30 protein-coding genes are annotated in these 23,501 nt (G+C 63.8%); 20 read left to right on the top strand and 10 right to left on the bottom strand.

Annotated features, from left to right (window positions below; translation table 11 throughout):
• The first annotated feature begins 23 nt into the window (after nucleotides 1-23).
• The 3 genes from ACSQ8R_RS04250 to ACSQ8R_RS04240 all read left to right on the top strand — a co-directional run bounded on the left by ACSQ8R_RS04250 (nucleotide 24) and on the right by ACSQ8R_RS04240 (nucleotide 1,892).
• Entirely contained in the window at nucleotides 24-722 is a 699-nt protein-coding gene (locus tag ACSQ8R_RS04250) for a phosphatidylserine decarboxylase (protein WP_436255377.1), read from the top strand.
• Nucleotides 723-738: 16 nt separating this feature from the next.
• Entirely contained in the window at nucleotides 739-1,590 is an 852-nt protein-coding gene (gene pssA, locus ACSQ8R_RS04245) for a CDP-diacylglycerol--serine O-phosphatidyltransferase (protein WP_436252237.1), read from the top strand.
• Between the two features lie 173 nt (nucleotides 1,591-1,763).
• A complete protein-coding gene (locus tag ACSQ8R_RS04240) occupies nucleotides 1,764-1,892 on the top strand; it encodes a hypothetical protein (protein WP_255759033.1) in 129 nt (42 codons plus the stop codon).
• A gap of 31 nt (nucleotides 1,893-1,923) precedes the next feature.
• Here ACSQ8R_RS04240 and ACSQ8R_RS04235 read toward each other — a convergent pair whose 3' ends face one another.
• Genes ACSQ8R_RS04235 through ACSQ8R_RS04225 form a run of 3 tightly spaced genes read right to left on the bottom strand, consistent with a single transcriptional unit; the run spans nucleotide 1,924 to nucleotide 3,720 of the window.
• Entirely contained in the window at nucleotides 1,924-2,541 is a 618-nt protein-coding gene (locus ACSQ8R_RS04235; protein WP_436255376.1) for a LysE/ArgO family amino acid transporter, read from the bottom strand.
• Between the two features lie 39 nt (nucleotides 2,542-2,580).
• Nucleotides 2,581-3,348: an SOS response-associated peptidase gene (locus ACSQ8R_RS04230; protein ID WP_436252236.1), complete on the bottom strand. Its 768-nt coding sequence runs from the start codon at nucleotides 3,346-3,348 to the stop codon at nucleotides 2,581-2,583.
• A gap of 45 nt (nucleotides 3,349-3,393) precedes the next feature.
• Complete coding sequence (locus ACSQ8R_RS04225; RefSeq protein ID WP_436252235.1) at nucleotides 3,394-3,720, bottom strand: YnfA family protein; 327 nt, start codon at nucleotides 3,718-3,720, stop codon at nucleotides 3,394-3,396.
• Nucleotides 3,721-3,886: 166 nt separating this feature from the next.
• Here ACSQ8R_RS04225 and ACSQ8R_RS04220 point away from each other — a divergent pair, with 166 nt between their 5' ends.
• The 10 genes from ACSQ8R_RS04220 to ACSQ8R_RS04175 all read left to right on the top strand — a co-directional run bounded on the left by ACSQ8R_RS04220 (nucleotide 3,887) and on the right by ACSQ8R_RS04175 (nucleotide 9,796).
• On the top strand, nucleotides 3,887-4,165 hold the full coding sequence (locus ACSQ8R_RS04220; protein ID WP_436252234.1) for a type II toxin-antitoxin system RelE/ParE family toxin: 279 nt from the start codon (nucleotides 3,887-3,889) through the stop codon (nucleotides 4,163-4,165).
• Nucleotides 4,166-4,179: 14 nt separating this feature from the next.
• Nucleotides 4,180-4,497, top strand: coding sequence for a HigA family addiction module antitoxin (locus tag ACSQ8R_RS04215; RefSeq protein WP_436252233.1), 318 nt, complete (start codon nucleotides 4,180-4,182; stop codon nucleotides 4,495-4,497).
• Between the two features lie 22 nt (nucleotides 4,498-4,519).
• Nucleotides 4,520-4,936: an NUDIX hydrolase gene (locus ACSQ8R_RS04210; protein WP_436252232.1), complete on the top strand. Its 417-nt coding sequence runs from the start codon at nucleotides 4,520-4,522 to the stop codon at nucleotides 4,934-4,936.
• Nucleotides 4,937-4,970: 34 nt separating this feature from the next.
• Entirely contained in the window at nucleotides 4,971-5,402 is a 432-nt protein-coding gene (locus ACSQ8R_RS04205) for a TIGR02301 family protein (protein ID WP_436252231.1), read from the top strand.
• 101 nt (nucleotides 5,403-5,503) lie between these two features.
• On the top strand, nucleotides 5,504-5,761 hold the full coding sequence (locus tag ACSQ8R_RS04200; protein ID WP_007752665.1) for a hypothetical protein: 258 nt from the start codon (nucleotides 5,504-5,506) through the stop codon (nucleotides 5,759-5,761).
• Nucleotides 5,762-5,777: 16 nt separating this feature from the next.
• Entirely contained in the window at nucleotides 5,778-6,536 is a 759-nt protein-coding gene (locus ACSQ8R_RS04195; RefSeq protein WP_436252230.1) for a hypothetical protein, read from the top strand.
• A gap of 239 nt (nucleotides 6,537-6,775) precedes the next feature.
• The gene (ygfZ, locus tag ACSQ8R_RS04190; protein WP_436252229.1) at nucleotides 6,776-7,618 is read left to right on the top strand and encodes a CAF17-like 4Fe-4S cluster assembly/insertion protein YgfZ; all 843 of its coding nucleotides are present in this window, start codon (nucleotides 6,776-6,778) and stop codon (nucleotides 7,616-7,618) included.
• Nucleotides 7,619-7,653: 35 nt separating this feature from the next.
• Nucleotides 7,654-8,238: a YfbR-like 5'-deoxynucleotidase gene (locus tag ACSQ8R_RS04185; RefSeq protein WP_436255375.1), complete on the top strand. Its 585-nt coding sequence runs from the start codon at nucleotides 7,654-7,656 to the stop codon at nucleotides 8,236-8,238.
• A complete protein-coding gene (locus ACSQ8R_RS04180) occupies nucleotides 8,235-8,759 on the top strand; it encodes a tyrosine phosphatase family protein (protein ID WP_436252228.1) in 525 nt (174 codons plus the stop codon). Before ACSQ8R_RS04185 ends, ACSQ8R_RS04180 begins: the two co-directional genes overlap by 4 nt.
• 119 nt (nucleotides 8,760-8,878) lie before the next feature.
• Entirely contained in the window at nucleotides 8,879-9,796 is a 918-nt protein-coding gene (locus tag ACSQ8R_RS04175) for a mechanosensitive ion channel family protein (protein ID WP_436252227.1), read from the top strand.
• 86 nt (nucleotides 9,797-9,882) lie between these two features.
• Here ACSQ8R_RS04175 and ACSQ8R_RS04170 read toward each other — a convergent pair whose 3' ends face one another.
• Nucleotides 9,883-10,569 (bottom strand): RES family NAD+ phosphorylase, encoded by a 687-nt coding sequence (locus tag ACSQ8R_RS04170; RefSeq protein WP_436252226.1) that lies wholly within the window; start codon nucleotides 10,567-10,569, stop codon nucleotides 9,883-9,885.
• Nucleotides 10,570-10,571: 2 nt separating this feature from the next.
• Complete coding sequence (locus ACSQ8R_RS04165) at nucleotides 10,572-10,961, bottom strand: MbcA/ParS/Xre antitoxin family protein (RefSeq protein WP_436252225.1); 390 nt, start codon at nucleotides 10,959-10,961, stop codon at nucleotides 10,572-10,574.
• A gap of 142 nt (nucleotides 10,962-11,103) precedes the next feature.
• Between ACSQ8R_RS04165 and ACSQ8R_RS04160 the strand changes: the two genes are divergently transcribed.
• Nucleotides 11,104-11,598 carry an HIT family protein gene (locus ACSQ8R_RS04160; protein WP_436252224.1) on the top strand — a complete coding sequence of 165 codons (495 nt, stop codon included), beginning with the start codon at nucleotides 11,104-11,106 and terminating at the stop codon, nucleotides 11,596-11,598.
• Between the two features lie 44 nt (nucleotides 11,599-11,642).
• Here the strand turns inward: ACSQ8R_RS04160 and ACSQ8R_RS04155 are convergent, their stop codons facing one another.
• From ACSQ8R_RS04155 to ACSQ8R_RS04145, 3 genes are all read right to left on the bottom strand, one after another.
• Entirely contained in the window at nucleotides 11,643-12,464 is an 822-nt protein-coding gene (locus ACSQ8R_RS04155) for an ABC transporter permease (RefSeq protein WP_436252223.1), read from the bottom strand.
• Complete coding sequence (locus tag ACSQ8R_RS04150; protein WP_436252222.1) at nucleotides 12,461-13,249, bottom strand: ABC transporter ATP-binding protein; 789 nt, start codon at nucleotides 13,247-13,249, stop codon at nucleotides 12,461-12,463. Before ACSQ8R_RS04150 ends, ACSQ8R_RS04155 begins: the two co-directional genes overlap by 4 nt.
• A 179-nt stretch (nucleotides 13,250-13,428) precedes the next feature.
• Entirely contained in the window at nucleotides 13,429-14,469 is a 1,041-nt protein-coding gene (locus ACSQ8R_RS04145; protein WP_436252221.1) for an ABC transporter substrate-binding protein, read from the bottom strand.
• Nucleotides 14,470-14,999: 530 nt separating this feature from the next.
• Between ACSQ8R_RS04145 and ACSQ8R_RS04140 the strand changes: the two genes are divergently transcribed.
• The 3 genes from ACSQ8R_RS04140 to ACSQ8R_RS04130 are packed head-to-tail and all read left to right on the top strand — an operon-like array spanning nucleotide 15,000 to nucleotide 19,307.
• A complete protein-coding gene (locus ACSQ8R_RS04140) occupies nucleotides 15,000-17,798 on the top strand; it encodes a DUF2339 domain-containing protein (RefSeq protein ID WP_436252220.1) in 2,799 nt (932 codons plus the stop codon).
• Nucleotides 17,795-18,445, top strand: a complete 651-nt coding sequence (locus tag ACSQ8R_RS04135; RefSeq protein WP_436252219.1) for an HD domain-containing protein — start codon at nucleotides 17,795-17,797, stop codon at nucleotides 18,443-18,445. Before ACSQ8R_RS04140 ends, ACSQ8R_RS04135 begins: the two co-directional genes overlap by 4 nt.
• A gap of 10 nt (nucleotides 18,446-18,455) precedes the next feature.
• Nucleotides 18,456-19,307: an MOSC domain-containing protein gene (locus ACSQ8R_RS04130; protein ID WP_436252218.1), complete on the top strand. Its 852-nt coding sequence runs from the start codon at nucleotides 18,456-18,458 to the stop codon at nucleotides 19,305-19,307.
• A 206-nt stretch (nucleotides 19,308-19,513) separates the two neighbouring features.
• Here the strand turns inward: ACSQ8R_RS04130 and ACSQ8R_RS04125 are convergent, their stop codons facing one another.
• Nucleotides 19,514-20,737: an MFS transporter gene (locus ACSQ8R_RS04125; RefSeq protein ID WP_436252217.1), complete on the bottom strand. Its 1,224-nt coding sequence runs from the start codon at nucleotides 20,735-20,737 to the stop codon at nucleotides 19,514-19,516.
• Nucleotides 20,738-20,895: 158 nt separating this feature from the next.
• On the opposite strand from ACSQ8R_RS04125, the gene ACSQ8R_RS04120 reads away from it, so the two are divergent.
• Together ACSQ8R_RS04120 and ACSQ8R_RS04115 are read left to right on the top strand one after the other, a co-directional pair.
• Complete coding sequence (locus tag ACSQ8R_RS04120; RefSeq protein ID WP_436255374.1) at nucleotides 20,896-21,513, top strand: TetR/AcrR family transcriptional regulator; 618 nt, start codon at nucleotides 20,896-20,898, stop codon at nucleotides 21,511-21,513.
• Between the two features lie 97 nt (nucleotides 21,514-21,610).
• Complete coding sequence (locus ACSQ8R_RS04115) at nucleotides 21,611-21,907, top strand: hypothetical protein (protein ID WP_436252216.1); 297 nt, start codon at nucleotides 21,611-21,613, stop codon at nucleotides 21,905-21,907.
• Between the two features lie 83 nt (nucleotides 21,908-21,990).
• Here the strand turns inward: ACSQ8R_RS04115 and ACSQ8R_RS04110 are convergent, their stop codons facing one another.
• Complete coding sequence (locus ACSQ8R_RS04110; RefSeq protein WP_436252215.1) at nucleotides 21,991-22,317, bottom strand: hypothetical protein; 327 nt, start codon at nucleotides 22,315-22,317, stop codon at nucleotides 21,991-21,993.
• A gap of 248 nt (nucleotides 22,318-22,565) precedes the next feature.
• On the opposite strand from ACSQ8R_RS04110, the gene ACSQ8R_RS04105 reads away from it, so the two are divergent.
• Nucleotides 22,566-23,465, top strand: coding sequence for a DMT family transporter (locus ACSQ8R_RS04105; protein ID WP_436252214.1), 900 nt, complete (start codon nucleotides 22,566-22,568; stop codon nucleotides 23,463-23,465).
• Nucleotides 23,466-23,501: the final 36 nt, after the last annotated feature.

Here is a 23,501-nt window from a genome sequence, read left to right as displayed (position 1 = left end):
TGACCATACGGGAGAAAACGTTGATCAACCTCTTCGACACCATCCGCAACACGCTCGTGCCGATCCACAAGGAAGGTTACATCTTCGTCGCCGCGTTCTTCATCGCCTCGCTGGTGCTCGGCTATATCGCCGAGCCGCTGTTCTGGATCGGCCTGGTGCTGACCTTGTGGTGCGCCTATTTCTTCCGCGATCCGGAACGCGCCGTGCCGCAGGACGACGATCTGATCCTCAGCCCGGCCGATGGCCGCATCAGCCATGTCGCCATGGTCGTGCCGCCCACAGAACTGCAGCTCGGCTCGGAACCGATGCTGCGCATCTCTGTGTTCATGAACGTGTTCGACTGCCACATCAACCGCTCGCCGGTGCGAGGCCAGGTGTCGCGCATCGAATACCGCCCCGGCCAGTTCATCAATGCCGAACTCGACAAGGCTTCCGAGGACAACGAGCGCAACGGCCTCGTCATCGAAACCCGCCACGGCAAGGTAGGTGTCGTGCAGATCGCCGGACTGGTGGCGCGTCGCATCGTCTGCTGGGTGAAGCCGAGCGAACCGGTCAATGCCGGTGAACGATTCGGCCTGATCCGCTTCGGCTCGCGGCTCGACGTCTTCGTACCGGCGGGCGGCCAGGCGCGCGTGTCGGTCGGCCAGCTCGCCATCGGCGGCGAAACCGTGCTTGCGGAATTCGGCTCGACCAAGGGTCCGATCATCAGCCGCCGCACGTAAAGGAAGACCAAGCCTCATGGAGACGCCAGCTTCACCGCCCTCGCCCCCCTCTTCCCAGAATGAGCTTCACCGGGAACCGCATCGCCCCAACGACGAGGCCCGCGGGCCTCGCCTGCGCGAAATCCCGCTGCGGCTGCTGGTGCCGAACCTCATCACGGTGCTTGCCATCTGCGCGGGCCTGACCGGGATCAGGCTTGCCTTCGAGGGGCGTTACGAACTCGCGGTCGCCATGGTGCTGCTGGCCGCCTTTCTGGACGGCATCGACGGGCGCGTGGCACGGCTCCTGAAGGCCACGTCGAAATTCGGCGTGCAGATGGATTCGCTTGCCGACATCATCAATTTCGGCGTCGCGCCGGCGCTGGTTTCCTACGCCTTCCTGCTCGACCAGGCGCATTCGATGGGCTGGATCGCCGCCCTGCTCTATGCGATCGCCGCCGGTCTGCGCCTCGCCCGGTTCAACGTCATGGAAGACCGCAACATCAAGGCCGACTGGCAATCGGAATTCTTCGTCGGCGTGCCGGCCCCGATGGGCGCCATGCTGGTGCTGCTGCCGGTCTATCTCGGCTTCCTCGGGCTCGAGGCCACGCCGGTCTTCGTTTATGCAAGCGTCGCCTATACGGTGCTGATCGGCTACCTGCTGGTCTCCCGCCTGCCGGTCTGGTCCGGCAAGTCCAGCCGGATCCGTCGCGACATGATGCTGCCGATCATGCTCGGCGTGGTGCTCTATGTGGCGCTGCTGATGAGCTACACCTGGGAAGTGCTGTCGATCACCGTCGTCGGTTATCTCCTCGTCCTGCCGTTCAGCGCCCGCGCCTGGCACCGGCGCTACGGCACGATTACAATCGAGGATGACAGTGCGAACGTCTGAAGGCTGACGCACTCGGTAAGTTGCAACTTCCGCGCAACAGTTTCCCGCAAGATGACCGTTCTATGAATAGCGGGCGGCGGTGCCGGCTTGCCGGCCACGATTCCGCCCGCTTTTATGGGAAAAGCCGCGATCGCAAAATGCAAACAACAGATTCGCGTGTTGAGGAGACAGCCATGAGCACCGAGAAGAAGATTGAATCCAAACCGGAAATGACCACGCCCTACCGTCCGCTGGGCTTGAAGGCCGTGGTTGCCGCCGCCCTGATGCTGAACCGGAAGCCGAAGCTTACCCCGGCCGGCTGATCCCGCCAGCCGACCCGGGAGTTGGGCCGCCTCACTCGCCGCCGAAAAAACTCCAGAGGAGCCCGAGCGCGAGCAGGCTCATCACCACCCCGATGACGACATCCAGCACCCGCCAGGCGGCGGGTCTGGCAAACAGCGGCGCCAGGAACCGCGCGCCGTAACCGAGCCCGAAGAACCAGACGAACGAGCCGATCGCCGCACCGGCGCCATAGGCAACCCGTTCCATCCCTTCGAAGGCCGCTGACAGGCTGCCGAGCAGCACGACCGTATCCAGATAGACATGCGGATTGAGAAAGGTGAAGGCGAGGCAGGTCAGGACCGCCGCCTTCAGCCCCATCGGCTCCGGCGCGCCCGCGACCATCGCGGCGGGCTTCACCGCCCGGCGGAAGGCCATGACAGCGTAAAACCCGAGAAACACCGCGCCGCCCAGCGTCACGATCGAGATCAGCATCGGGGATCGCGCGACGACGGTGCCGAGCCCGGCAACGCCGGCGGCGATCAGTACCGCATCCGACAGGGCGCAGATCAGGCAGAGGATGAAGACATGGGCGCGGATCAGCCCCTGGCGCAGGATGAAGGCGTTCTGGGCACCGATGGCAATGATCAGCGAAGTACCGAGTGCGAGGCCGGAAAGGCCGGCGGAAAGCAGGTTCATGGAATAGTCCGTACAGGGAGAAAAGCCGAGGGATCAGAAAAGCGACATCTGGGTCGAATCGGGTTTCGGCTTTTTCGGCGGCTCCTCTTCCGGCTGGGCGACGGCGACCGGCTTCTGCAGGTCCGGCCCCATGTTGGCGACCTTGTTGACCAGGTCGGAGACCGGCAGCGCCTCGAAAAAATCCTCCTGCACCGGCCGCATCAGGTCTGCCACTTCGCGCGGTTCCTGCGTCCTGCAGTCGAGCCAGCGTGAAAAATCCTGCGGCTCGATGACGACCGGCATGCGGTCGTGGATATGGCGGATGCCGCCGTTCGCAGCCGTCGTCATGATCGCGGCGGTATCGACTTCGGAACCGTCCGCCGACGACCAGGTCTCCATCAGGCCGGCAAAGGCAATGACGCCGCCGCGCTTCGGGCGGATCCAGTAGGCCTGCGGCTTGACGCCGCTTTCCTTCGGCGGCCGGCGCCATTCGTAAAAGCCGGTCGTGGGAATGAGGATGCGGCGGTGGCGCATGGCGGCGCGGAAGGAGGCCTTGCCGATCGCCGTCTCGGAGCGCGCGTTGATCAAGAGCGGAAACTCCTTCATGTCCTTCACCCAGCCGGGGATCAGGCCCCAGCGGGCGAGAAAGGCGCGGCGCTCCGGCAGGTTGCTGCCCGGCTCGCGCTTTTCCGAGGACATGACAACGAGGATCGGCTGGGTCGGGGCGATATTGTAGCGGGCCGGGAAATCGTCGAGATCCGCCAGGCTGAAGAACTCGGAAACATCCTTGGGGGTCGCCGTCAGGGCGTAGCGTCCGCACATGCGCACTATGTGGCATCGGGCTTTCGACGGGTCAAGCGCCGACGATCAGGCGCTGCGCGGCCCGAACAGGATGATGGCGCCGCCGACCAGGCAGACGCCAACACCGAGAATATCCCACCGGTCCGGCACGCGGGCTTCGACGACCCAGAGCCACAGGATCGAGGCGAGGATATAGATGGCGCCATAGGCCGCATAGGTGCGCCCCGCCGCCTCGCTCGGCACCAGCGCCAGCAACCAGGCGAAGACGATGAGCGACGCGATGCCCGGCGCCAGCCACCAGACCGGCTTTTCCAGCCGCAGCCACGCCCAGAACGCGAAACAGCCGGCAATCTCGGCAAGGGCGGCGGCGGTGTAGAGGGCGTAGGTTTTCATGGGAATACCGACTTAAATGATATGCAATACGCGGCACGTTTCCACATGATCGAGAAGATGGAAACTGAAATCTGGGATACCTGCCCAGACGCAGACATAGGCGGGCGAATGTAAATTATCTGCTTACACATCTTGACGACATGTCAGCAATATACTTACATGTTACATGATCAAATCCTTCAGGAACAAGGCGCTCGCTGCCCTGTTCGAGACCGGCAAGACGGGTAAAATCGATGCAAAGATGCAAAAGCGCATCCTTGTGCGCCTGGATCGTCTCGAGGCGGCCGAGCGGCCGGAGGATATGAGCCTGCCGGGGTTTGATTTTCATACTCTGCACGGCTTTGATCCGACCCGTTATACCGTTCACGTCAACGGGCCGTGGTGCATTACATTCGAATTCGACGGCAAGGATGCTGCCCGTGTCGATTTCGAGCAATATCATTGAGGCGCGGCTTAGGGATGACATCGATGGCGGAATATGACGTGAAAAGGCCGATCCAGCGTTGCCCGTCGCATCCCGGCGCGCTGCTTGAGGAGATCATTCCGGCTACCGGCAAGACAAAGGTCGAGATCGCCGAGCTGCTCGGCATCTCCCGCCAGCAACTCTACGACATCCTGCGCGAACGCAAGCCCGTCTCGCCGAATGTCGCGGCCCGACTGGGCAAGATGTTCGGCGATGGTGCTGCGATCTGGCTGCGCATGCAGGCCGCCTATGACGCCTGGCATGCGGAACGCGAGGTGGATGTCAGCAAGATTCCAACGTTGAGTGCAGCGTAAGACGCGACGAAAAGACCCTGACATGCCCCCTTCCCCGCAAGCCGCGTCCTCCGCCATTCTCGAACGCGATGGCCGGTTCCTGCTGATTCGGCGGATGAACCCGCCGTCGATGGATCTCTTCGCCTTTCCGGGCGGGCGGGCGGAGCCCGGCGAGACGCCGGACCAGACGGCGGTGCGGGAATTTCTGGAGGAGACGGGCATTCCGGTGCGCAATCCCGTGCTCTTCGCCACCTATGACCTCATGAGCGAAAAGGAGGGCGGGCGGCATTTCTTCCTGTCGGTCTTCCGGGTGGAGGCAGATACCGAGCTCGAAGCGATCGCCGCGGACGACGCGGCAGATCCCGGCTGGTATACGGTCGAGGAGATCCGCTCGCTGCCGGTGCCGGCAAGCGTGCTCGAATGCGCCGAGAGGCTGGCGGCGGAGAACAATGCCCGCTAAGACAAGTGCAATCGCGCCCTCTCGAGACCCGTTCATGACCCTCCTTCCGCGACTCGGCTGCCTGATTCTGCCGGCACTCCTGGCGGCGACGCCGCTTGCCGCCCAGTCGACAAGGCAACAGCCGGCAGCGCCGCCGCCGCCTCCCCCGGTGGTCGAGGAAAAGCCGGCGCCTTATGACGTGCAGCTGACGCGCCTTGCGGAAGTGCTCGGCTCCATCCAGTATCTGCGCACGCTCTGCGGCGCACCGACCTCCGAATGGCGGGCCTCGATGCAGCAGTTGCTGGATGCCGATACCGGCACCGAACCGAAGCGCCGCGAGCGGTTGACGGCGGCCTTCAACCGGGGGTATCGGTCATTTGCGGCCGTGCATACATCCTGCACCGATGCGGCAAGAACCGCCGAGGAACGGTATCGTATCGAAGGCGCAACACTTGCGACAGAAATCGCGGCGCGCTTCGGAAATTAGAGGATTATTTACCTCTTTTGGCAGGAGGCCGTGTCGTTTTGATAAAAGGCTGATAAAGTTTTTAACGGGCTAGTAATTAAACGGGCACCGAGGACGACAGAATGCAGACAGGCCGCAACGACATCGACGACATGATTGTGCATGAGAAGATGCAGGCTGCCTTGGAATATCAGAGTGAGGCATGGGCAGACGGCCGTGCCGACGGTATCGAGCCGGAAATCATCGCCGACGCAGCTCTGGTACTTGCCATGCGGGAAACCATCCGCATTCATGGAGAAATGGGCGCCGAGGCCATGCTCGATTCGCTCAAGAGCCGCATGCTCGCCGGCGAATTCTCCCCCGAGCGCACTGTTCAATAAACGATAGAGGTTTCCCGTGCGGAATGCGGCGGAAACGACGATAGCCCAATTGATCATCCGCCTTTCGGCGGCAACCGTGCTTGCCGCGTCGGTCGGCGGCCAGACGCTTGCGCTGTCCGAGCTGCGTCCGGGCGACGAGCCCAACCAGCCGGAACAGGCCCAGAGCCGGGCCATCCTCCAGGCTTTCGACGGCACGACACTGCCGCAGCCGGGTCCTGCGATCAATCGCTCGGCACAGGCCGGCGACCCCAAGGCGACCGCTCCCCCGGCGGACCCCAACGCCGCCAAAACCGCGCCGGCGGACGATAAACCGGCGGAAATCATTCGCGACATGACCAAGCTGCCGGCACCGGTCAAGCACATGCGCGAACAGCTCGTCGAGGCTGCTGCTTCCGGCGACATCACCCGCCTGCGCGCCCTGATGGGAACAGGTGCCACCCAGACGCAGGTGATGAACGGCGAATTCGAGGATCCGATCGAAACGCTGAAGAGCTTTTCGGGCGATGCGGACGGCCAGGAGATTCTCGCCATCCTGCTCGACATCCTGTCCACAGGTGCCGCGCATTTCGACGTCGGCACGCCGGACGAGGCCTATGTCTGGCCCTATTTCGCCGGCAAGCCGCTTTCGACGCTGACGCCCCCCGAACGGGTCGATCTTTTGCGCATCGTGACGGCCGGCGACCTTGCCGGCATGGAAGAGAACGGCAACTACAACTTCTTCCGCGCCGGCATCAGCCCGGACGGCAAATGGAAGTTCTTCTCCGGCGGCGATTGAGGCGGCGGAGGCGCTCCGCTCGCTACGTTGCTCCTTACCGCGCCGTTGCTACCCCCTCCGTCACCTTCGGTAACATCTCCCCCACAAGGGGGGAGAAGCTCCCCGCTGCCGCTCGACAGATTCCCCCGACGTCTACGTCACCCAACCCCACCAAACTTCCCACCAATCGCGTCCCACGCCTTGCCGCCTCAACGGCGAAGACTTAATTGTCAGTCTCAGAACAACCGGATTCCCGAACCATGCCCGCCGCCATTCTTCCCTCGCGAAGCCTGATCCGCCTGACCGGCAAGGATGCACAGGATTTCCTGCAGGGGCTGATCACCACCGACATCGATTCGCTGCCGCAAGGCGAGGCCCGGCCGGGTGCGCTGTTGACCCCGCAGGGCAAGATCCTGTTCGATTTCCTCCTCTGGCGCGACGGCGACGGGTTCGTCATCGAGACAGAAAACAGCCAGCGCGAAGCGCTGATGCGGCGGCTGACTATGTACAAGCTGCGCGCCGCGGTCGATATCGCCGCCGGCCCGGAAGACGGCGTTACCGTTTTCTGGGGCGAGGATGCGGGGAATGGTACCGTGAAGGATGCAGCCTTTGCCAAGGCGGGAATCGCGCTGACCCGTGCGCCCGGCAAGCTGGGTGACGGACCCGAAGCGGCCTATCACGCGCTGCGCATCGAGGCCGGCATCTCGACGTCCGGCCACGACTATGCGCTGCAGGACGCCTTTCCGCATGACGTGCTGCTCGACCAGACGAGCGGCCTGTCCTTCCGCAAGGGCTGCTATGTCGGCCAGGAAGTCGTCTCCCGCATGCAGCATCGCGGCACGGCGCGGCGACGGGTGGCGATCGTATCGGGCGAGGCCGCCCTGCCCGCCTCCGGCACCGAAATCTTGGCCGGCGGCAAGCCGGTCGGCACGCTCGGATCGGTCTCCGGCAACAAGGGACTGGCGATCGTTCGCATCGACCGGGTCGGCGACGCCTTGGCGCGCGGTGTTCCGCTTTCAGCCGGCGACGTCGCCGTCAGCCTGACGCTTCCCGCCTGGAGCGGGCTCTCCTTCCCCGTCGAGGCTGAAGAGGCCGAGACGTGAGCCCAGCGGCAACGGCGCCACGCGCCTGGCAACGGATGCTGTCGGGACGGCGGCTCGACCTGCTCGACCCCTCGCCGCTCGACGTCGAAATTTCCGATATCGCCCACGGGCTTGCCCGCGTCGCCCGCTGGAACGGGCAGACGCGTGGCGACCACGCGTTTTCGGTCGCCCAGCACTGCCTCGTGGTCGAAGAAATCTTTCGCCGCTGCAACGAGGCCTGCACGGCCGATGCGCTACAGATGACCATGCTGCACGACGCGCCGGAATATGTGATCGGCGACATGATCTCGCCGTTCAAATCGGTGGTCGGCGGCGGTTACAAGGCGGTCGAACAGCGGCTGGAGGCGGCGATCCACCTGCGTTTCGGCCTGCCGCCGCATCCGGGCCGCGAGCTCAAGGCGCAGATCAAGAAGGCCGATACGATCGCCGCTTTTTTCGAGGCGACCGAGCTTGCCGGTTTCTCGGTCGCCGAGGCCCAAAAATTCTTTGGCCAGCCGCGCGGCATCACCCGCGACATGCTGCCGATCCAGCCGATGCCGGCTCCTGCCGCGCAACAGCTTTTCCTCGACCGGTTCCACGAGATCGAGGCAGAGCGGGCCGCATCGGGCAAGGCGCCATGACCGCGATCATCGTCTGCCCGCTCGCCGCCATCGCCGAGACCGCCGTCCGGCACAAGGCGCGCGAAATGGTGAGCCTGATCGCCGAGAAACAGGACTTTCACCGGCCGGGGGTTATTGCCGCCGACCGCCACCTGAAGCTTGCGATGAACGATATCGGCTTTGCCGGCACCGGCGACCTGATCGCACCCAGCGAAGCGCATGTGGAAAGCCTGATCGCCTTCGTGCGCGACTGGGACCAGTCTGCGCCGATCGTCATCCATTGCTGGATGGGCGTCTCCCGCTCGCCTGCCGCGGCGGTGATCGCGGCACTGTCTCTCCACCCGGAAGAAGACGATTTCGCACTGGCCGCAAGGCTTCGCGGCGTTGCGCCGCATGCGACGCCGAACACGCGGCTGATCGAGATCGGCGACCGGCTGCTCGGTCGAAATGGACGACTGATCGCCGCCATCAAGGGGATCGGCCGCGGCGCCGAGACCGATGGGCGGGCATCCTTCATCCTGCCGCTAAAAATCTCGCGTTGAACCTGAAAGTTGAACTTTCCTAATTGTTTAGCTAGGCGTGGGAAAGCTCCATTTTTTCCTTGACCTCGCGGTCTGCTGCGCCAATTAACGGCGAAACCCAAGTAGGAGCAGACCGCCGGATGGACCAGGCGTCGGAACTCATTGTTGTCACCAGAGCGGCGCTCGCCCAGTTGAGCGCGTTGGCGGTGCAATATTCCTTCTCCGCCATCGGCGCGATCGTTCTTCTCATCCTCGGCTGGATGGCCGCCGGCCTGATCAGCCGCTGGGCGCATCGCGGCCTGTCGCGCATCCACGGCATCGATGCGACCCTGTCGCAATTCTTCTCCAACATCATCCGTTACGCGATCCTGGTTCTGGTCGTCGTCATGGTGCTCGGCCAGTTCGGGGTACAGACGGCGTCGGTGCTCGCGGCGCTTGGCGCGATCGGCCTTGCGGTGGGCCTTGCGCTGCAGGGCACCCTGCAGAATATCGCGGCGGGGATCATGCTGCTGGTGCTGCGGCCGTTCCGGGTCGGCGAGAGCATCGAGACCGGTAGCGTCACCGGCACGATCGTTGATGTCGGGCTGTTTGCGACCGAGCTTCGGACTGCCGACGGCGTCTACCGGCTGGCGCCGAACTCGACGCTGTGGAACGTGCCGATCACCAATTACAGCCGGCTGAAGACGCGCCGCAACGAGATTTCGGTCGGCACCGACGGCGATATCGGCCGGGCGCAGGCGAAACTGATGGCGATCACCGGCGGCGACAAGCGGGTGCTGAAAGACCCGGCGCCTCTCGTCTACATGGCCGAATTCGATGCGGGCAGCGCCAAGCTGACATTGCGCTACTGGACGAAAAGCAGCGACTGGTGGAGCACCGGCCGCGACCTGACCAAAGAGATCAAGATCGCCTTTGATAAATTCCCTGGCGACAAACTCCCTGGCGACAAGCAGCCAGAACAGATTCCAGACCCTCAGGTAGAAACCCGTGACGTTTCCGGCGAGAGCGGACCTCCGGCTCCTCACGGTGCGGACGAGCCGGTCACGCAGCGGACCTGAAGGAAAGGATGCATCGGGGACGGCTTTTCACGAGGAAGCCGTCCCCGATGCCCAAATTTTTGACGAGACGAGTTCGGCGGTCGGCGTCACACCGCCTTGAGGTCGTATTCCTCGCTGCCCGACCAGACGATGTCCCAGGAGGCGCCGGGGCGGACATTGCGGATCGCCGTCGGTTCGAAGGCGACGAGGCAGCGCCCATCACCGTGGCGCACCGACGGATAGATCAGCCCATCATGCCCGTCGCGCCGCAGTTTCTCGGCAAGCGCCTGCCCTTGGGGGTAACCGACCGCCGGATCCGGATCGAGCGCCGGGTGGTTTCGCTCGTCGCTGATGTCGGGATATTCGCCGATGAAATCCGCCAGCAGTTCGACATACCGCGCCGTTTCCTCGAACAGGCCGATGAACTTCAGTTCGCGGGTCTTGTGGAAGGCGACTTCGGCGAGCGAGGTCATCGTGTCCCAGCTGCAGTACCAGGCGCCGCGGGTCTCGTCATTGAAGCGGTTTCCGCCCTTGCGGGTATAGGTGAAGGCGGCGTTTATATGAGTGTTGCCATAGACCTGCAGGTCATGCTTGCGGCGTTTCCAGGCGAGCTCTCGGCGGTCGAGATAGAGGTTCAATCCGCGCTCGGCGGTCAGCCGGGCGCTGGTCAAACCCTCGATCTCGGCGAGGATCGCCAGCTCCTCGTCACTATCCACCAGGCCGCGCAGGCTCGGCGGCTTGTGGTAGGTCGCCGGGATCAGCCGCACCAGGCCCCGGTCGCTGACGGGCGTCACGATCACGCGCCACCGCGCAGGGCATCGAGATAATTACGGACGGCGAGGAATTGCGGCAGCCCCTCGTCGATCAGCGTATCGATGGGGCGGGCGCCACGGAACAGCGGCCCCTCGTTCGGCAACGTCATCCACTTCGTGGCGATCGGATCGCTGAAATAGAGTTTCAAAGCCTTGTAGATACCGATCACGGCGCTGAGACGCAGCATCTGGTCCTTGGTGAGGCCACCGGAATAGCCGGGCTTGCGGGCGCGTTTCCAGGTGCTTTCGGACATGTCCGCCAAGGCCGCGGCTTCGTTCACCGGCACACCCCATTCGGCGACGACATTGCCGAAGGCCTTGAGGGCCACCGCCGTCAGTTGTTCCGCCTGCTCTTTCCTTGCCGTGACCGCCATGCCGAAGCTCCCTTACGTCAAGAGCAAATGTAGTTCATTTGCACTCGTTGTAAAGGTCAGATGACCTTCGAGTGCTAACATTGCCCTGGCGCGCGGCTGTTGTTATCCCTTTGCAGGAAATCTCCCGCAAGGACCGGTCGAAATGCCCATCCCTCCAGAATTTCATGTCTTCGAGACGCCGCACTGGCTCGTCAACCACCGGACGAATTCCGCCCTTCCCGGCTATCTGATGATCGGTTCCAAGCGCTTTGCGGATGATCTCTTCGAGCTTGCGGACGAAGCGCTCCTAGAGCTCGGGCCGCTGATGGCGAAGGCCCAGACGGTGCTGAAGCGGGAACTCAACGCGGAGCGGGTCTATATCGGGCGATACGGACATACGCCGGGCCATTCGATCCATTTCCACGTGATTCCGATCTACGGGTGGGTGGAAACGCTTTTCTGGCAGGACGAGCGGTACAGGATGCTCAAGACCTTCGCGGAAGGCCCGGGCGAGACCGCGACCGACGGGGCTGAGCTGACATTCTTTGTCTGGCGGGAATTCTGCGAACGCCTGGCGCCGCCGCCGATCCATGGGCCAAGCGTTGCAGAGGTGATCGCGCGCCTGCGGGATGTTTTTCGGGCGGGACCGCAGACGTAACCGGGATCGCAGATGCAGAACCGGCGCGAAAGGCCACGGGCTCGTCAGTTCGACATGGAGGAGCGGTGTGCCCAGCCGGTCATGCGCATTTCGATCCAGGCCATCAGCGCATACATGGCGATGCCTTCGACGGCGAGCATTAGCAGGCCGGCGAAGACCAGCGGCACGTTGAACTGGCTCTGGGCCGAGCTCATCATGTTGCCGAGGCCGTAGTTCGAGGCGACCGTCTCCGACACGACCGAGCCGACGAAGGCGAGCGTGATGGCGATCTTCAGCGAGCCGAAGAAATACGGCATCGAGCGCGGGATGCCGACCTTCAGCATGATGTCCAGCTTTTTCGCGCCGAGCGCCCGCAGCACGTCCTCGGTTTCCGGCTCGATGGTGGCAAGGCCCGTCGCGACGTTGACGACGATCGGGAAGAAGGAGATCAGGAAGGCGGTGAGGATGGCGGGGACTGCGCCGATGCCAAACCAGATGACCAGGATCGGCACCAGCGCCACCTTGGGGATGGCGTTGAAGCCGATCATCAGCGGATAAAGCCCGGCATAGATCGCCTTCGACCAGCCGATGAAGAGGCCGATCGCCAGGCCCGCGACGACGGCGATCGCGAAACCGACGGTGGTCGTATAAAGCGTCTGCAGCGAGTTCTTCCAGATCGGCGACCAGTATTGCACGATCGCCTGGAAGACGCGCGACGGCGCCGGCAGGATGGTGGGCGGCGTCTGCAGCACGATGACCAGCAGCTCCCAGAGGACGAAGAGCCCGACCGTATAGAGCCAGGGAGCGAGCTTTACCCAGTTGATGCGCTGGGCAAGCGGTTTTGCGGGCGTCGTGGACGGTGCGGTGTTTTCCGTGACGACGCTCATGCGACCACCCTCGCGCTGGCGATTTCGCCGTGCAGTTCATGCACCATGTCGTTGAAGCCTTTTTCGTACATGACTTCCAGATCGCGCGGCCGGGCGAAGGGGACGGTGTGTTCCTTCAGCACCTTGCCGGGACGGGCGCTCATCACGAAGATCCGGTCGGCGAGGAAGGTCGCCTCGCGCAGGTCGTGGGTGACGAGGATGATGGTGACGCCTTGCGCCGCGTGCAGGTCGCGGATGACGCACCAGAGTTCCTCGCGGGTAAAGGCATCGAGCGCGCCAAACGGTTCGTCGAGCATCAACAGTTCGGGTTCGTGGATCAGCGCGCGGCACAGATTGGCGCGCTGCTGCATGCCGCCGGAGAGCTGCCAGGGGAATTTCGAGCCGAAGCCCTTGAGGCCGACGGTTTCAAGCAGGTGCTCGGCCTTTTCGACATATTCCTTCTTGTTGGCGCGCAGGCGGTGGCGGTGTCTTTCGACGATCTCCAGCGGCAGGAGGATGTTGTCGAGCGTGGTGCGCCAGGGCAGCATGGTCGGGTTCTGGAAGGCCATGCCGACGATCGAAACCGGCTTGGTCACCTGCTTGTCCGCCACGATGACGACACCGCTCTGGGGGATGTGCAGGCCGGTGACCAGCTTCATGAGGGTCGACTTGCCGCAGCCGGACGGGCCGACCACCGCCGCGAACTCGCCCTTGCCGACCTTCATGGTGAGGCCGGAAACCGCAAGCGTGCCGGCGGCACCGCCATAGCGCATGTCGACATTGTCGATGGATACGAGGTGGGGCAATCAAATATTCCCTTGTCGGAGAATGGTGTAACAAAACCCCTCCCGCCTGCCGGCCACCCTCCCCACAAGGGGGAGGGTTAGATCTCCCGCAAAGCCGACGCCCAATTTGGACGGGAGGGTTCGGCAGTTTAAGCCCCTCCCCCTTGTGGGGAGGGGTTTGGGGCGGGGTCTTTGTGCTCTTACGGCAGCATCCGCTGTTCCTTGGCCGGCAGGAAGCTGGCGTCGAAGACCTGGTCGGCCTTGACGTTGCCCTTGAGACCCATGGAGACTTTCAGCGTGTCGATCGAGGCGGCCAAACGGGCCGGGTCGATGCCGCCGAAGCCGTTGGCGACCACGTAAGGGGTCTTGATGTTCATCGAATTCGCCATCTTCAGGCGCTCGAGTTCGATGTCCTTGTTGAGCGTCTCGTTGCGCTTGAGGACCGCGGCGACGCCTTCTTCCGGCTTGGCGACTGCATCGGCAAAACCCTTGGCGAGCGCCTTCAGGACGCCCTTGACGGCGGCCGGGTTCTTGGCCGCGAAGTCGGTGTTGATCAGCACCGCGTTGCCGTAGAGGTTGAGGCCGTGCTCGGCCATCAGGATGGTGGCGATGTCGTCATCCTTGATGCCCTGGGCCTTCAGGTTGAGAATGACCGAGAAGGCGAAGCCGAAAACCGCATCGACCTTGCCCTGGGCGAGCATCGGCTCGCGCACCGGGAAGCCGATCGACTCCAGCGTGATCTTGGAATCGTCGATCTTGGCGACCTGCTTGAAGGCCTTCCACTGAGCGAAGGCGCCGTCCGGAGGAGGAGCGCCGAGCTTCTTGCCTTCCAGCGACTTCGGATCGGTGGTGATGCCGAGCGACTTGCGGCCGACGACCGCGAAGGTCGGGCGCTCATAGACCATCATCGCGGCCCTGATCTTCTGGTTCGGATCCTCGTCGAGGAACTTGATCAGCGAGTTGATATCGCCGAAACCCATCTGGTAGGCGCCGGTCGCGACACGCGGGATCGCCTCGACCGAGCCGTTGCCGGTATCGATGGTGACATCGAGGCCCTCGGCCTTGAAGTAACCCTTGTCCTGCGCCAGCAGGAAGCCGGCGGCCGGCCCTTCGAACTTCCAGTCAAGCGTGAACTTGACCGCGGTTTGCGCCACAGCCTGGCCGGCGGGCATGGAAAAGCCGGCAGCAAGCGCCAGCGCCGCAACGGCCGAGAGTTTCGAAAGCAGTCTGCGCGAGATCATGAAAGGTCGTCCCCCTGGAGTTTTTTGTACGGATAGACTGCATCCAAGCGTTTATTCCGGTGCCGCGCAAGTCGAAATTGCACACAAAACCATCATACCTTCGTACCGCCTATTATCTAGCCAAGACGCCCATTTAATGCACATAACGCTGAGGAATTCTTGGGCGGAACCGACTGAGAATCACACGTCAGGCGCGAACCTCCAAATTGCTTTTCCATATCGTTCAGCAAGTTAGCGGAGCAGCGAACCATGTCCTCGTCCATCACGGGAATGCGGCAGCCGCGCCTTCGATAAGGAAAACGAGGCAAAAGGCGCGTTGATCGGGTGTCGAAGTGCAGGCGATGCCGCCATCCAGCCCGGCCCCGGACGCAACCCGAACCCAGACCGTTGCAGCCGCCACGGGACTTCCGAAAAATACCAATGGTTTCCATGGCTTCCGATCAGGATCGGTTGTGGAACACGGCTCTTCCCTTCCCTCGCCCGGCAATTGTATAACCGCTTGACCGAACTCCTCACCCGCGAGCGTGCCGATGATCGAAATCCTCCTTCTGCTGCTGGTGATCCTGATGGTGGGTCTCAATCGCAAGACATCGAACCGGGTGACTGCGCTCGAAACGGAATTGGAGGCGATCAAGGCCGGGCTACTTGCCACACAGCCGGTTTCCACAGCCGCATCTACGGCCGCTCCTGCGCCCGTTCCCGCTGCGGCCGTTATCGCCACCGAGGCGGTGACCGAAGAGCCGGCGGTTCGGGCAGAACCCGTGAACCTGGCCGAACCGGGCACGGCAGAGGCCTTGCCGGAGGAGACGATCGCGGCGAGCGCCACCGCCGAGGACGTTGCGGCCATGGAGGAGGCTCCCGCCGCCGCCGCATCGACGGCACCGACGCCTGCAAAACCGAAAAACCGCGAAAACCTCGAAAGCTACCTCGGCGCCCGCTGGCCGGTCTGGGTCGGTGGGGTGGCGCTTGCCTTCGGCGGCATCTTCCTGGTGCGCGCTTCGATCGAGGCCGGGCTGCTCGGGCCGGGAGCGCGCCTCGTGCTCGCCTGCCTGTTCGGCCTCGTCCTGATGGCCGGCGGCGAGATCGTCCGACGCCGGGCGATGCCGCAGGTGTCCGACCGGTTCAGCAATGCGATGATCCCCGGCGCGCTGACGGCGGCGGGCGCGGTGACGCTGCTCGGCGCGATCTATGCGGCTTACGGCGTCTACGAATTCATCGGCGCGACGCCGGCCTTCGTCCTGCTGGCGCTTGTCTCGCTTGCCACCATCGCGCTGTCGCTGCTGCACGGGCAGGCGCTGGCCGGGCTCGGCCTGCTCGCCTCGCTTCTGACCCCTGCGCTCGTCGCCAGCGACGAGCCGAACGCCAATGCGCTGTTCCTCTTCCTCGGCCTCACCTGGGTCGCGGTCAACGCCGCCTCGCGCTTCCGCCGCTGGACGATCGTGCCGATGCTCGCCAATATCGGCGTCGGGCTGTGGGTGATCGCCTATGCAATCGGCGCCGACGATTTCGACCCGCTGCCGCCGGCGCTGACGCTGATCGCGATGATCGGCGGCACCGGCTTCTTCTGGCCGGGTGCCGTCTACGGCAGGGACCGGGTGGCCAAGGCCGGCTGGGGCGCAATGCTCGGGCGCCAGCCGCTGACCATCACGCTGTCGGTGGCGATCATGTCGGTACTGCCGGCGCTCGCCATGCTGGCGACCAACCCGGTAACCGGTATCGACCCGTATTTCGCCGTCGCTGCCGTGATTGCCGCGCTTGCCGCCCTCGGCGCCAGTCGCGCCTATACGGTCTGGCCGGCGATGATCGCGGCCGGCGGGGCGGTGCTGAGCCTCGCCGTCGTGGCGATTTCGCTGCTCGACACCTATGTGCCGCAGCCGGTGGGCAACGAACCGCTGCCGGTCATGACCTATACGACCGAAATCGCCGTCAGCCTGCTGCTCGGCGCGATCTTCACGATGCTCGGCTTTGCCTTTCTCAGGCGCTTCCGCAGGGCGGAGCCGGAATTCGCGATGGTCTGGAGCGTGCTGATGTCCGGCGTGCCGGTGGCGCTGGCGACGATCAGCTTCCTCAATTTCGGCAATCTCGGGCGCGACTGGACCCATGGGCTTTACGGGCTCGGCCTTGGCCTCGTGCTGCTGGCCGGCGCCGAATGGCTGTTCCGTGAGCGTGACGAAACGCGGGAAGGATACATCGACTGGGCGGCCAATCTGCTCGTTGCCGGCTCGTTTGCCGGGTTCACGTTTGCGCTGCATGCGCTGACCAACGGCATCGTCACCACCGTCCTCCTCTCCGTGCTGGGCTTTGCCTATGTGCTCGGCATGCGGGCGCGGCCCTGGCCGGCGCTTCCCTGGATGATGGCGGCGGCGATCCTGATCGTGTTCGGGCGGATCGCCTGGGAGCCGACGCTGATCGGCCAGAACAGTCTCGGCACCACGCCGTTCTTCAACGCATTGTTGCCGGGCTACGGCATTCCGACGCTGCTGGCGATCGCGACGGCCTATCTCTTGAAGGATTCGACCGATTTCCGCATCCGCAACCTGATGCAGGCGCTCGCCTCGCTCGCCTCCCTGATGACGGTGGCGGTGCTGGTGCGCCATGCGATGAACGGCGGCGTGCTGGACGACCGGGTGCCGACGCTCGGCGAACAGTCGATCTATACGCTGCTGACGGTCGGCTTCTCGGGTATCCTGATGACGCTGGATCTCAAGTCGCCCAGCCCGGTCTTCCGCTGGGGTTCGATGATCGCGGGCGTGCTCGCGACGATCAACGCGCTATCGCTGCATGTGTTTGCGCTCAACCCCTATTTCAGCGGCGAAAACACCGGCTCCTGGCCTTTCCTCAACCTGCTGCTGCTCGGTTATCTTCTGCCCGGGCTCGCCTATGCGCTGGTCGCCTATTACGCGCGTGGCCGGCGGCCGATGCCCTACGTGATCATGCTGGCGCTGGCCGGCGCGGTGCTCGGCTTCCTGTGGGCGACGCTTTCGGTGCGCCGTTTCTGGCAGGGCGAAAACATCGCCGACTGGAAGGGGTTCATGGCCGCCGAGACCTATACCTATTCGGTGGTCTGGCTGCTGATCGGCGTGGCGCTTCTGGCGATCGGCTCGAAGCTCGACGCCAAGAGCCTGCGGCTGGCTTCCGCCGGTCTGGTGCTCGTCGCGGTGGTAAAGGTGTTCCTGGTCGACATGTCGAACCTCGAAGGGATCTTGAGGGCGCTGTCGTTCATCGGGCTCGGCGCGGTGCTGATCGGCATCGGGCTTTTCTACCAGCGCATTCTGGTGAACAAGAGCGGTGAACCCGCTACTCCCGATTCCCAGGAACCCGCCGCGTGACCGCTTCGATAGCCGCCGCCTTTTCGCCTTTCGAGGCGCTTGCCGAAACCCTGATCCCGCATGCGACCGAGGGCGACGACGGCTCGCACGACATCGCCCATATTCTCCGCGTCTTCCGCAATGCGATACGCATCCATGCCCGGGAAGGCGGCGACGGGCGGGTGCTGGCCGCCGCCGTGCTGCTGCATGATTGCGTCTCGGTCGAGAAGAACTCGCCGCTTCGGGCACAGGCCTCGCGGCTGGCGGCGGAGAAAGCTGCGGCGATCCTTGCCGGGCTCGGCTGGAGCAAGGCGGATATCGCGGCGGTCGTGCATGCGGTGACGGCGCACAGTTTTTCCGCCAACATCATCCCGGAGACGCTGGAGGCGAAGATCCTTCAGGATGCGGACCGGCTGGACGCAATCGGCATGGTGGGGGCGGCGCGCTGTTTCTATATCGCCGGACGCATGGGCTCCGGCCTCTACGATCCGGCCGATCCGCTGGCAAAACATCGCCCGCTCGACGACAAGGCGTTTGCGATCGACCATTTCGAGGTGAAGCTGTTCAAGCTCGCCGACGGCTTCCAGACGGCGGCGGGACGCGCGCTTGCCACCGAGCGGCACGAGCGACTGAAACAGGTGCTCGACCTCTTCATCGACGAGATCTGAAGGAGAAACCATGCGGATCACCGAGCTCAACGTCTATCCGCTGAAGAGCGGCCGCGGCATCGCCCTGACGGAGGCGGAGATCGCCGCACAGGGCATTCCCGGCGACCGGGAGATGATGGTCGTCGATCCGACGGGCATGTTCATCACCCAGCGGGAATTGCAGCCGTTGGCGAGGCTCGAGGTCTATCCTTCGGCAGATTCGGTGCGTTTCGCGATGGAGGGCAAAGGCGAAATCCGCGTCGCCCGGCCGCCGGCTGAGCGGCGCATGGAGACGGCGGTGTGGAAATCCAGCGTCAATGCGGCGCTTGCCGACGACGCGGCCAATGCAACATTGTCGGAATGGCTGGGGCGGGATATCCGGCTGGTGTTTTTCGACGATCAGGCCAGGCGCGTCGCAAGCCCCGAATGGGCGGGCGACAATTCGCCGGTGACCTTTGCCGACGGCTACCAGGTACTGGTGACCACCACGGGGTCGCTTGCCGCGCTCAATGCGGACATGGCGGCCAGGGACGAAGGCGCGGTCGGCATGGAGCGGTTCCGGCCGAACATCGTACTCGACCACGACGAGGCCTGGGCGGAGGACGGCTGGACCGGCATCGAGATTTCCGGCATCCGCTTCGATTTCGTCAAACCCTGCGCCCGCTGCATCATGACCACCCAGGACCAGCAGACCGGCTCGCGTGACGTGCCGGACCCGATCCCCGCCATGGGCCGCATCCGCATGTCAGCCGACCGGCGCGTTCCCGGCCCGCTGTTCGGCTGGAACGCCGTGCCGCGCGGCACCGGGCAGATCAGGATCGGCGATGTGGCGGCGGTGGTTGGCGAGCGGGCGGAGCCTTGGGCGATCAAGCGGCGGGGTTGAAGGCAAGCGGCTCGCGGCGGATGTTCTGAAATTTGCAGCAGGCCGCCCCTCATCCGCCTGCCGGCACCTTCTCCCCGTACTGACGGGGAGACGGGATATGCCGCGCCTTCGCCGCTCCCCCTCGCCCCGCGTGCGGGGAGAGGGTCGCCGAGCGTAGCGGAGGCGGGGTGAGGGGCCGCCCCCCCCCCGCGAGATCACTTGAGCGATTACTCGGCCGGGTTCAGCGCCCCCGCCCCCAACGTTTCCTCCCGTTCCGGCCGGTTCAGCAATCCATAACCGGCGAGCATCGTCGCGAACGCCACCGCACCGCCCGCCACCGCCACCCAGAAGCCGTTGGAGGCGCCGTAGGCGTCGATCGTCCAGCCCGCGAGCGACGAGCCGGCGGCAAAACCGATGCTCATGCCGGTCATGGCATAGGTGATACCCTCCGTGACCTGCGACGAGGGAACGATGCGTTCGATCAGCGTCATGCCGGAGATGAAGGTCGGCGAGATCGCGGCACCTGCGAGGAAGATGACCGCCGTCAGGCCCCAGAGACTGCCGACGAAGGGCATGGGCAGCGTGGTGACGGCAGCGACTAGGCTGGCGAAGAGCAGCCGGCGGGCGAGCGACGACTTGAACCTGATGGCGCCGAAAACGATGCCGACCACGAAGGAACCGGCGGCATAGGCCGACAGGATGTAGCTGGCGGCCCCCTTGTTGCCCAGCGCTTCTGAGAAGGCGACGACCGAGACTTCGGCGGTGCCGAAAATGACGCCCATGCCCGCGAAGACCACCACCAGGAACCACATGGGCAGCCGCCGCATGACCGAGCCGCTCCTCTTTTCGCGGTGCGGATCGACCTTCGGTTCCGTGGATTTCTGAGCCACGAACAGCGCCGTGCCGACCGCCAGGAAAGCGGCGGAGGCAAGCACGCCGGCTTCCGGGAAGAGCGCGACGCTCAGGCCGATGCCGAAAACCGGGCCGCAGATATAGACGAGTTCGTCCATCACCGATTCGAAGGCGAAGGCGGTGTGCAGTTCCGGCCGGTCGCGATAGATCTCCGACCAGCGGGCGCGCACCAGCGCCATCATGCTCGGCATCAGCCCGGCAACGAGCGCGAAGGCGAACAATGTCCAGATCGGCCAGCGCATCCAGGCGGCGGCGGCAAGGCCAATCAGCGCGAGGAAGGTGACGAACGTCGTCGGCACCAGAACCGCCGACTGGCCCTTCGCGTCCACCCAGCGCGACACCTGCGGGGAGACGAAGGCATTGGCGAGCGCGAAGGTGGCCGAGACCGCGCCGGCCAGCCAATATTCGCCATGCGTCTGGGAGAGCATGGCGACGGCGCCGATCGTCGTCATCGGCAGCGGCAGCCGCGCCACGAAAGCGGCGGCGGAAAAACCTTTCGTACCCGGCCTTGCGAATATTTCGCGATAGGGATTGGGCATAACCTGCTCCTTGGGTTATTTTGAATGAGGACTTACATACGCCGCGTATGTGAGCTAGATAGTCGCATACGTTTCGCATGTCAATTGACATACGATGCGTATGCAAAAAATCCGGAGTCCGCATGGCTGGGAAGATGGCCGACAAGATCGTCACCAAGATGGCTTCAGACGCGACGCGCAAGAGTGCGGCCCGGCCGCGCAAGGACATGATCGCCGAAACGCGGGCCAAGCTGATCGCCGCCGCCCGCCAGGCGTTTGCGCGCCAAGGTTATGCCGAGGCCTCGATGGACGATTTCACCGCCGGCGCCGGGCTGACGCGCGGCGCGCTCTACCACCATTTCGGCGACAAGAAGGGCCTGCTTCTGGCGGTGATCATGCAGATCGACGCGGAAATGTCAGAGCGGCTCAGTGTCATCTCATCGAGGGCCGAAACGCCCTGGCAGGCTTTCGTCGACGAATGCGTCGCCTATATCGAGATGTCGCTGGAGCCGGAGATCCAGCGCATCATGCTGCTCGACGGCCCGGCGGTGCTCGGCGATCCGTCGCAATGGCCGAACCAGAGCGCCTGCATCCGCGCTACCACCGCAAGCCTGCAGAGGCTGATCGACCAGGGCACGATCCGCCCCATCGACGCCGAAGCCACCGCCCGCCTCGTCAACGGCACGACGCTGAGCGCAGCACTGTGGATCGCCAGTGCGGAGGACGCGGAGGCGGTGTCAAAAAAGGCGGTGGAGGCGTTTCTGACGCTGGTTTCGGGGTTGTTGCGGGAGGGGTGAGCGGGTGCACATCAGTTGGACGGAGAAAGAAACCTAGCAAGCGCCTCCGGCCATAACTGCAAGTTGTAAAGCCGAAAGTAGCTTGCTAAGTCGAAGCATGGCTGAGATCGAACTTCCCAAAGGCTGGCAACTTTTATCCTCCGAATCTGCTGAACAGTTTGAACTTGAGTTACATCGAGAACTAAGCCCTGAGCACGTTCTCCATAATGTGCCGGTGCGGGCATTGGCGAGGCTGCAACAACGAGACGACTTCCTGTTTCAGGTCGCCGACAATTGTTATGCCCAAGTGCATCTCACTTGGCATTCTGAGACAAACCCTATGTTTCCCTCTACCGAAATCTTTCCCTCTTTAATCGAGTGGAGACTCTTCCTCGAAGACGACGAAATCAGCTAGATTTTTGCTATTATCGCTAGTGGTGCACAGCTAAAGACGGACCCCGGCTCATCAGTGTCATGGCGGGGTGCGGCCCGAAGCGGTTATGCTGGTCTAGGTACAAGCACGAAATAAGCATCCTCAATTGGATAACCGTCTACGTATGAAGATGCCTTGAGTGCGCTGGATGACAAATCGCCGGGAGCCGGTGGAGACGAAGGTTCAAAGTACCAGTTGGCATAGGCGTGGCTGAAGTTTTTTTCCGGCCCGTAAAGGACATCCCCACCTAGAAGAATGTATTTTGCGTCACGAAGTAGGCCAATTGCAGTGAGAGCCTGCTCTTTGGTCAGGGCCCAGTTACGATGCTCAGGTCCCAGCCAGACACCCGTTGAGAGAATGGCATCTGCTTCTGCGGAATACACGATTGACAACCGGGTTCCTCCTGTCGAACCGTTTGAACAAATACAAGTTTTGAAAGAAGTTCAATGTCGCCTATCTGGCGCAAAGCGGACACAACGACATGGGCCACCCCACTCCCCCGCCCCACGCATGACAGCTATTCCCAAAAGCATATTGTCCGGCCCCTTGCCGAACGGTCACAACGCAATACCATCCTAGCGTTGCCCTCCCCCATGCGCCGGCCGGATATCCGGGCGGTTTCCCGAAAGAGACTGCCTTCATGACCCCTCGGTCCACCGGCCTCATCTGCGCCATCGCGGCGGTGACGATCTTTTCGATGCAGGACGGGATTTCCAAGCACCTGGGCAGCGCCTATCCGCCGATCTTCATCACCATGATCCGCTACTGGGCGTTCGCGGGCTTCGCGTTTGCGCTGGCGAGCCGGTCCTCGGGCGGGGTGAAGGTTGCGGCGAATGCCAGGCGGCCCTGGCTGCAGATCGCCCGCGGCGCGCTTCTGGCGGTGCAGATCGTCATCTCGATCTTCTCCTTCTCGACGGTCGGGCTGGCGGCCAGCCACACGATCTTTGCGGCGACGCCGCTGGTCGTCGCCTGTCTTTCGGTGCCTTTGCTCGGCGAGAAGGTCGGCTGGCGGCGGTGGACGGCGATCGGCGTCGGCTTCGTGGGCATCCTTCTGATCGTCAACCCGTTCAACGCCACCTTCGACGCCGGGATCGTCATCCCGATGGTCGCGACCCTGATGTTCGGGTTCTATTCCGTCATGACCCGGCTTGCCAGCCGCACCGACACGTCCGACACGGCCTTTTTCTACACGGGCGTCGTCGGCGCGGTGACGATCACCCTGGTCGGCCCGTTCTACTGGACGCATGTCACCCCCACCGACTGGCTGTGGATGATGGTGCTCTGCATCACCGGCATGAGCGGGCACTACCTTTTGATCCGCGCCTTCAACCTGCTCGATGCCGTGGTCGTGCAGCCGATGTCCTATATCCAGTCCGTGCTGGTCTGCCTGATCGGCGTCTTCGTGTTCGGCGAGGTGATGACCGCCAACATGATCCTCGGCGCCGCGATCGTCATCGGCGCCGGCATTTTTACGATCTGGCGCGAGGCCCGGCTCGGCCGCGCCGCCCCGCCGGCAATCGACCCGCCGGGGACGCCGTAGGGGCGAGAGGAGGTATTTGCCGGGGTGCCGCTGTCG

The sequence above is a fragment of the Neorhizobium sp. LjRoot104 genome (assembly GCF_964253725.1).
In the GTDB taxonomy this organism is placed as follows: domain Bacteria; phylum Pseudomonadota; class Alphaproteobacteria; order Rhizobiales; family Rhizobiaceae; genus Neorhizobium.
This window is presented reverse-complemented; position numbering and strand designations above follow the sequence as displayed.

Bases quoted from the DNA above. Each gene is read 5' to 3' on its own strand.
- ACSQ8R_RS04220 (WP_436252234.1), top strand. From the start codon at position 3,887: ATGATCAAATCCTTCAGGAACAAGGCGCTCGCTGCCCTGTTCGAGACC.
- ACSQ8R_RS04180 (WP_436252228.1), top strand. From the start codon at position 8,235: ATGACCGCGATCATCGTCTGCCCGCTCGCCGCCATCGCCGAGACCGCC.
- ACSQ8R_RS04165 (WP_436252225.1), bottom strand. From the start codon at position 10,961: ATGGCGGTCACGGCAAGGAAAGAGCAGGCGGAACAACTGACGGCGGTG.
- ACSQ8R_RS04175 (WP_436252227.1), top strand. From the start codon at position 8,879: ATGGACCAGGCGTCGGAACTCATTGTTGTCACCAGAGCGGCGCTCGCC.
- ACSQ8R_RS04210 (WP_436252232.1), top strand. From the start codon at position 4,520: ATGCCCCCTTCCCCGCAAGCCGCGTCCTCCGCCATTCTCGAACGCGAT.
- ACSQ8R_RS04160 (WP_436252224.1), top strand. From the start codon at position 11,104: ATGCCCATCCCTCCAGAATTTCATGTCTTCGAGACGCCGCACTGGCTC.
- ACSQ8R_RS04130 (WP_436252218.1), top strand. From the start codon at position 18,456: ATGCGGATCACCGAGCTCAACGTCTATCCGCTGAAGAGCGGCCGCGGC.
- ACSQ8R_RS04145 (WP_436252221.1), bottom strand. From the start codon at position 14,469: ATGATCTCGCGCAGACTGCTTTCGAAACTCTCGGCCGTTGCGGCGCTG.
- ACSQ8R_RS04140 (WP_436252220.1), top strand. From the start codon at position 15,000: ATGATCGAAATCCTCCTTCTGCTGCTGGTGATCCTGATGGTGGGTCTC.
- ACSQ8R_RS04205 (WP_436252231.1), top strand. From the start codon at position 4,971: ATGACCCTCCTTCCGCGACTCGGCTGCCTGATTCTGCCGGCACTCCTG.
- ACSQ8R_RS04200 (WP_007752665.1), top strand. From the start codon at position 5,504: ATGCAGACAGGCCGCAACGACATCGACGACATGATTGTGCATGAGAAG.
- ygfZ (WP_436252229.1), top strand. From the start codon at position 6,776: ATGCCCGCCGCCATTCTTCCCTCGCGAAGCCTGATCCGCCTGACCGGC.
- ACSQ8R_RS04230 (WP_436252236.1), bottom strand. From the start codon at position 3,348: ATGTGCGGACGCTACGCCCTGACGGCGACCCCCAAGGATGTTTCCGAG.
- ACSQ8R_RS04125 (WP_436252217.1), bottom strand. From the start codon at position 20,737: ATGCCCAATCCCTATCGCGAAATATTCGCAAGGCCGGGTACGAAAGGT.
- ACSQ8R_RS04105 (WP_436252214.1), top strand. From the start codon at position 22,566: ATGACCCCTCGGTCCACCGGCCTCATCTGCGCCATCGCGGCGGTGACG.
- ACSQ8R_RS04120 (WP_436255374.1), top strand. From the start codon at position 20,896: ATGGCTTCAGACGCGACGCGCAAGAGTGCGGCCCGGCCGCGCAAGGAC.
- ACSQ8R_RS04215 (WP_436252233.1), top strand. From the start codon at position 4,180: ATGACATCGATGGCGGAATATGACGTGAAAAGGCCGATCCAGCGTTGC.
- pssA (WP_436252237.1), top strand. From the start codon at position 739: ATGGAGACGCCAGCTTCACCGCCCTCGCCCCCCTCTTCCCAGAATGAG.
- ACSQ8R_RS04155 (WP_436252223.1), bottom strand. From the start codon at position 12,464: ATGAGCGTCGTCACGGAAAACACCGCACCGTCCACGACGCCCGCAAAA.
- ACSQ8R_RS04225 (WP_436252235.1), bottom strand. From the start codon at position 3,720: ATGAAAACCTACGCCCTCTACACCGCCGCCGCCCTTGCCGAGATTGCC.
- ACSQ8R_RS04115 (WP_436252216.1), top strand. From the start codon at position 21,611: ATGGCTGAGATCGAACTTCCCAAAGGCTGGCAACTTTTATCCTCCGAA.
- ACSQ8R_RS04240 (WP_255759033.1), top strand. From the start codon at position 1,764: ATGAGCACCGAGAAGAAGATTGAATCCAAACCGGAAATGACCACGCCC.
- ACSQ8R_RS04185 (WP_436255375.1), top strand. From the start codon at position 7,654: ATGCTGTCGGGACGGCGGCTCGACCTGCTCGACCCCTCGCCGCTCGAC.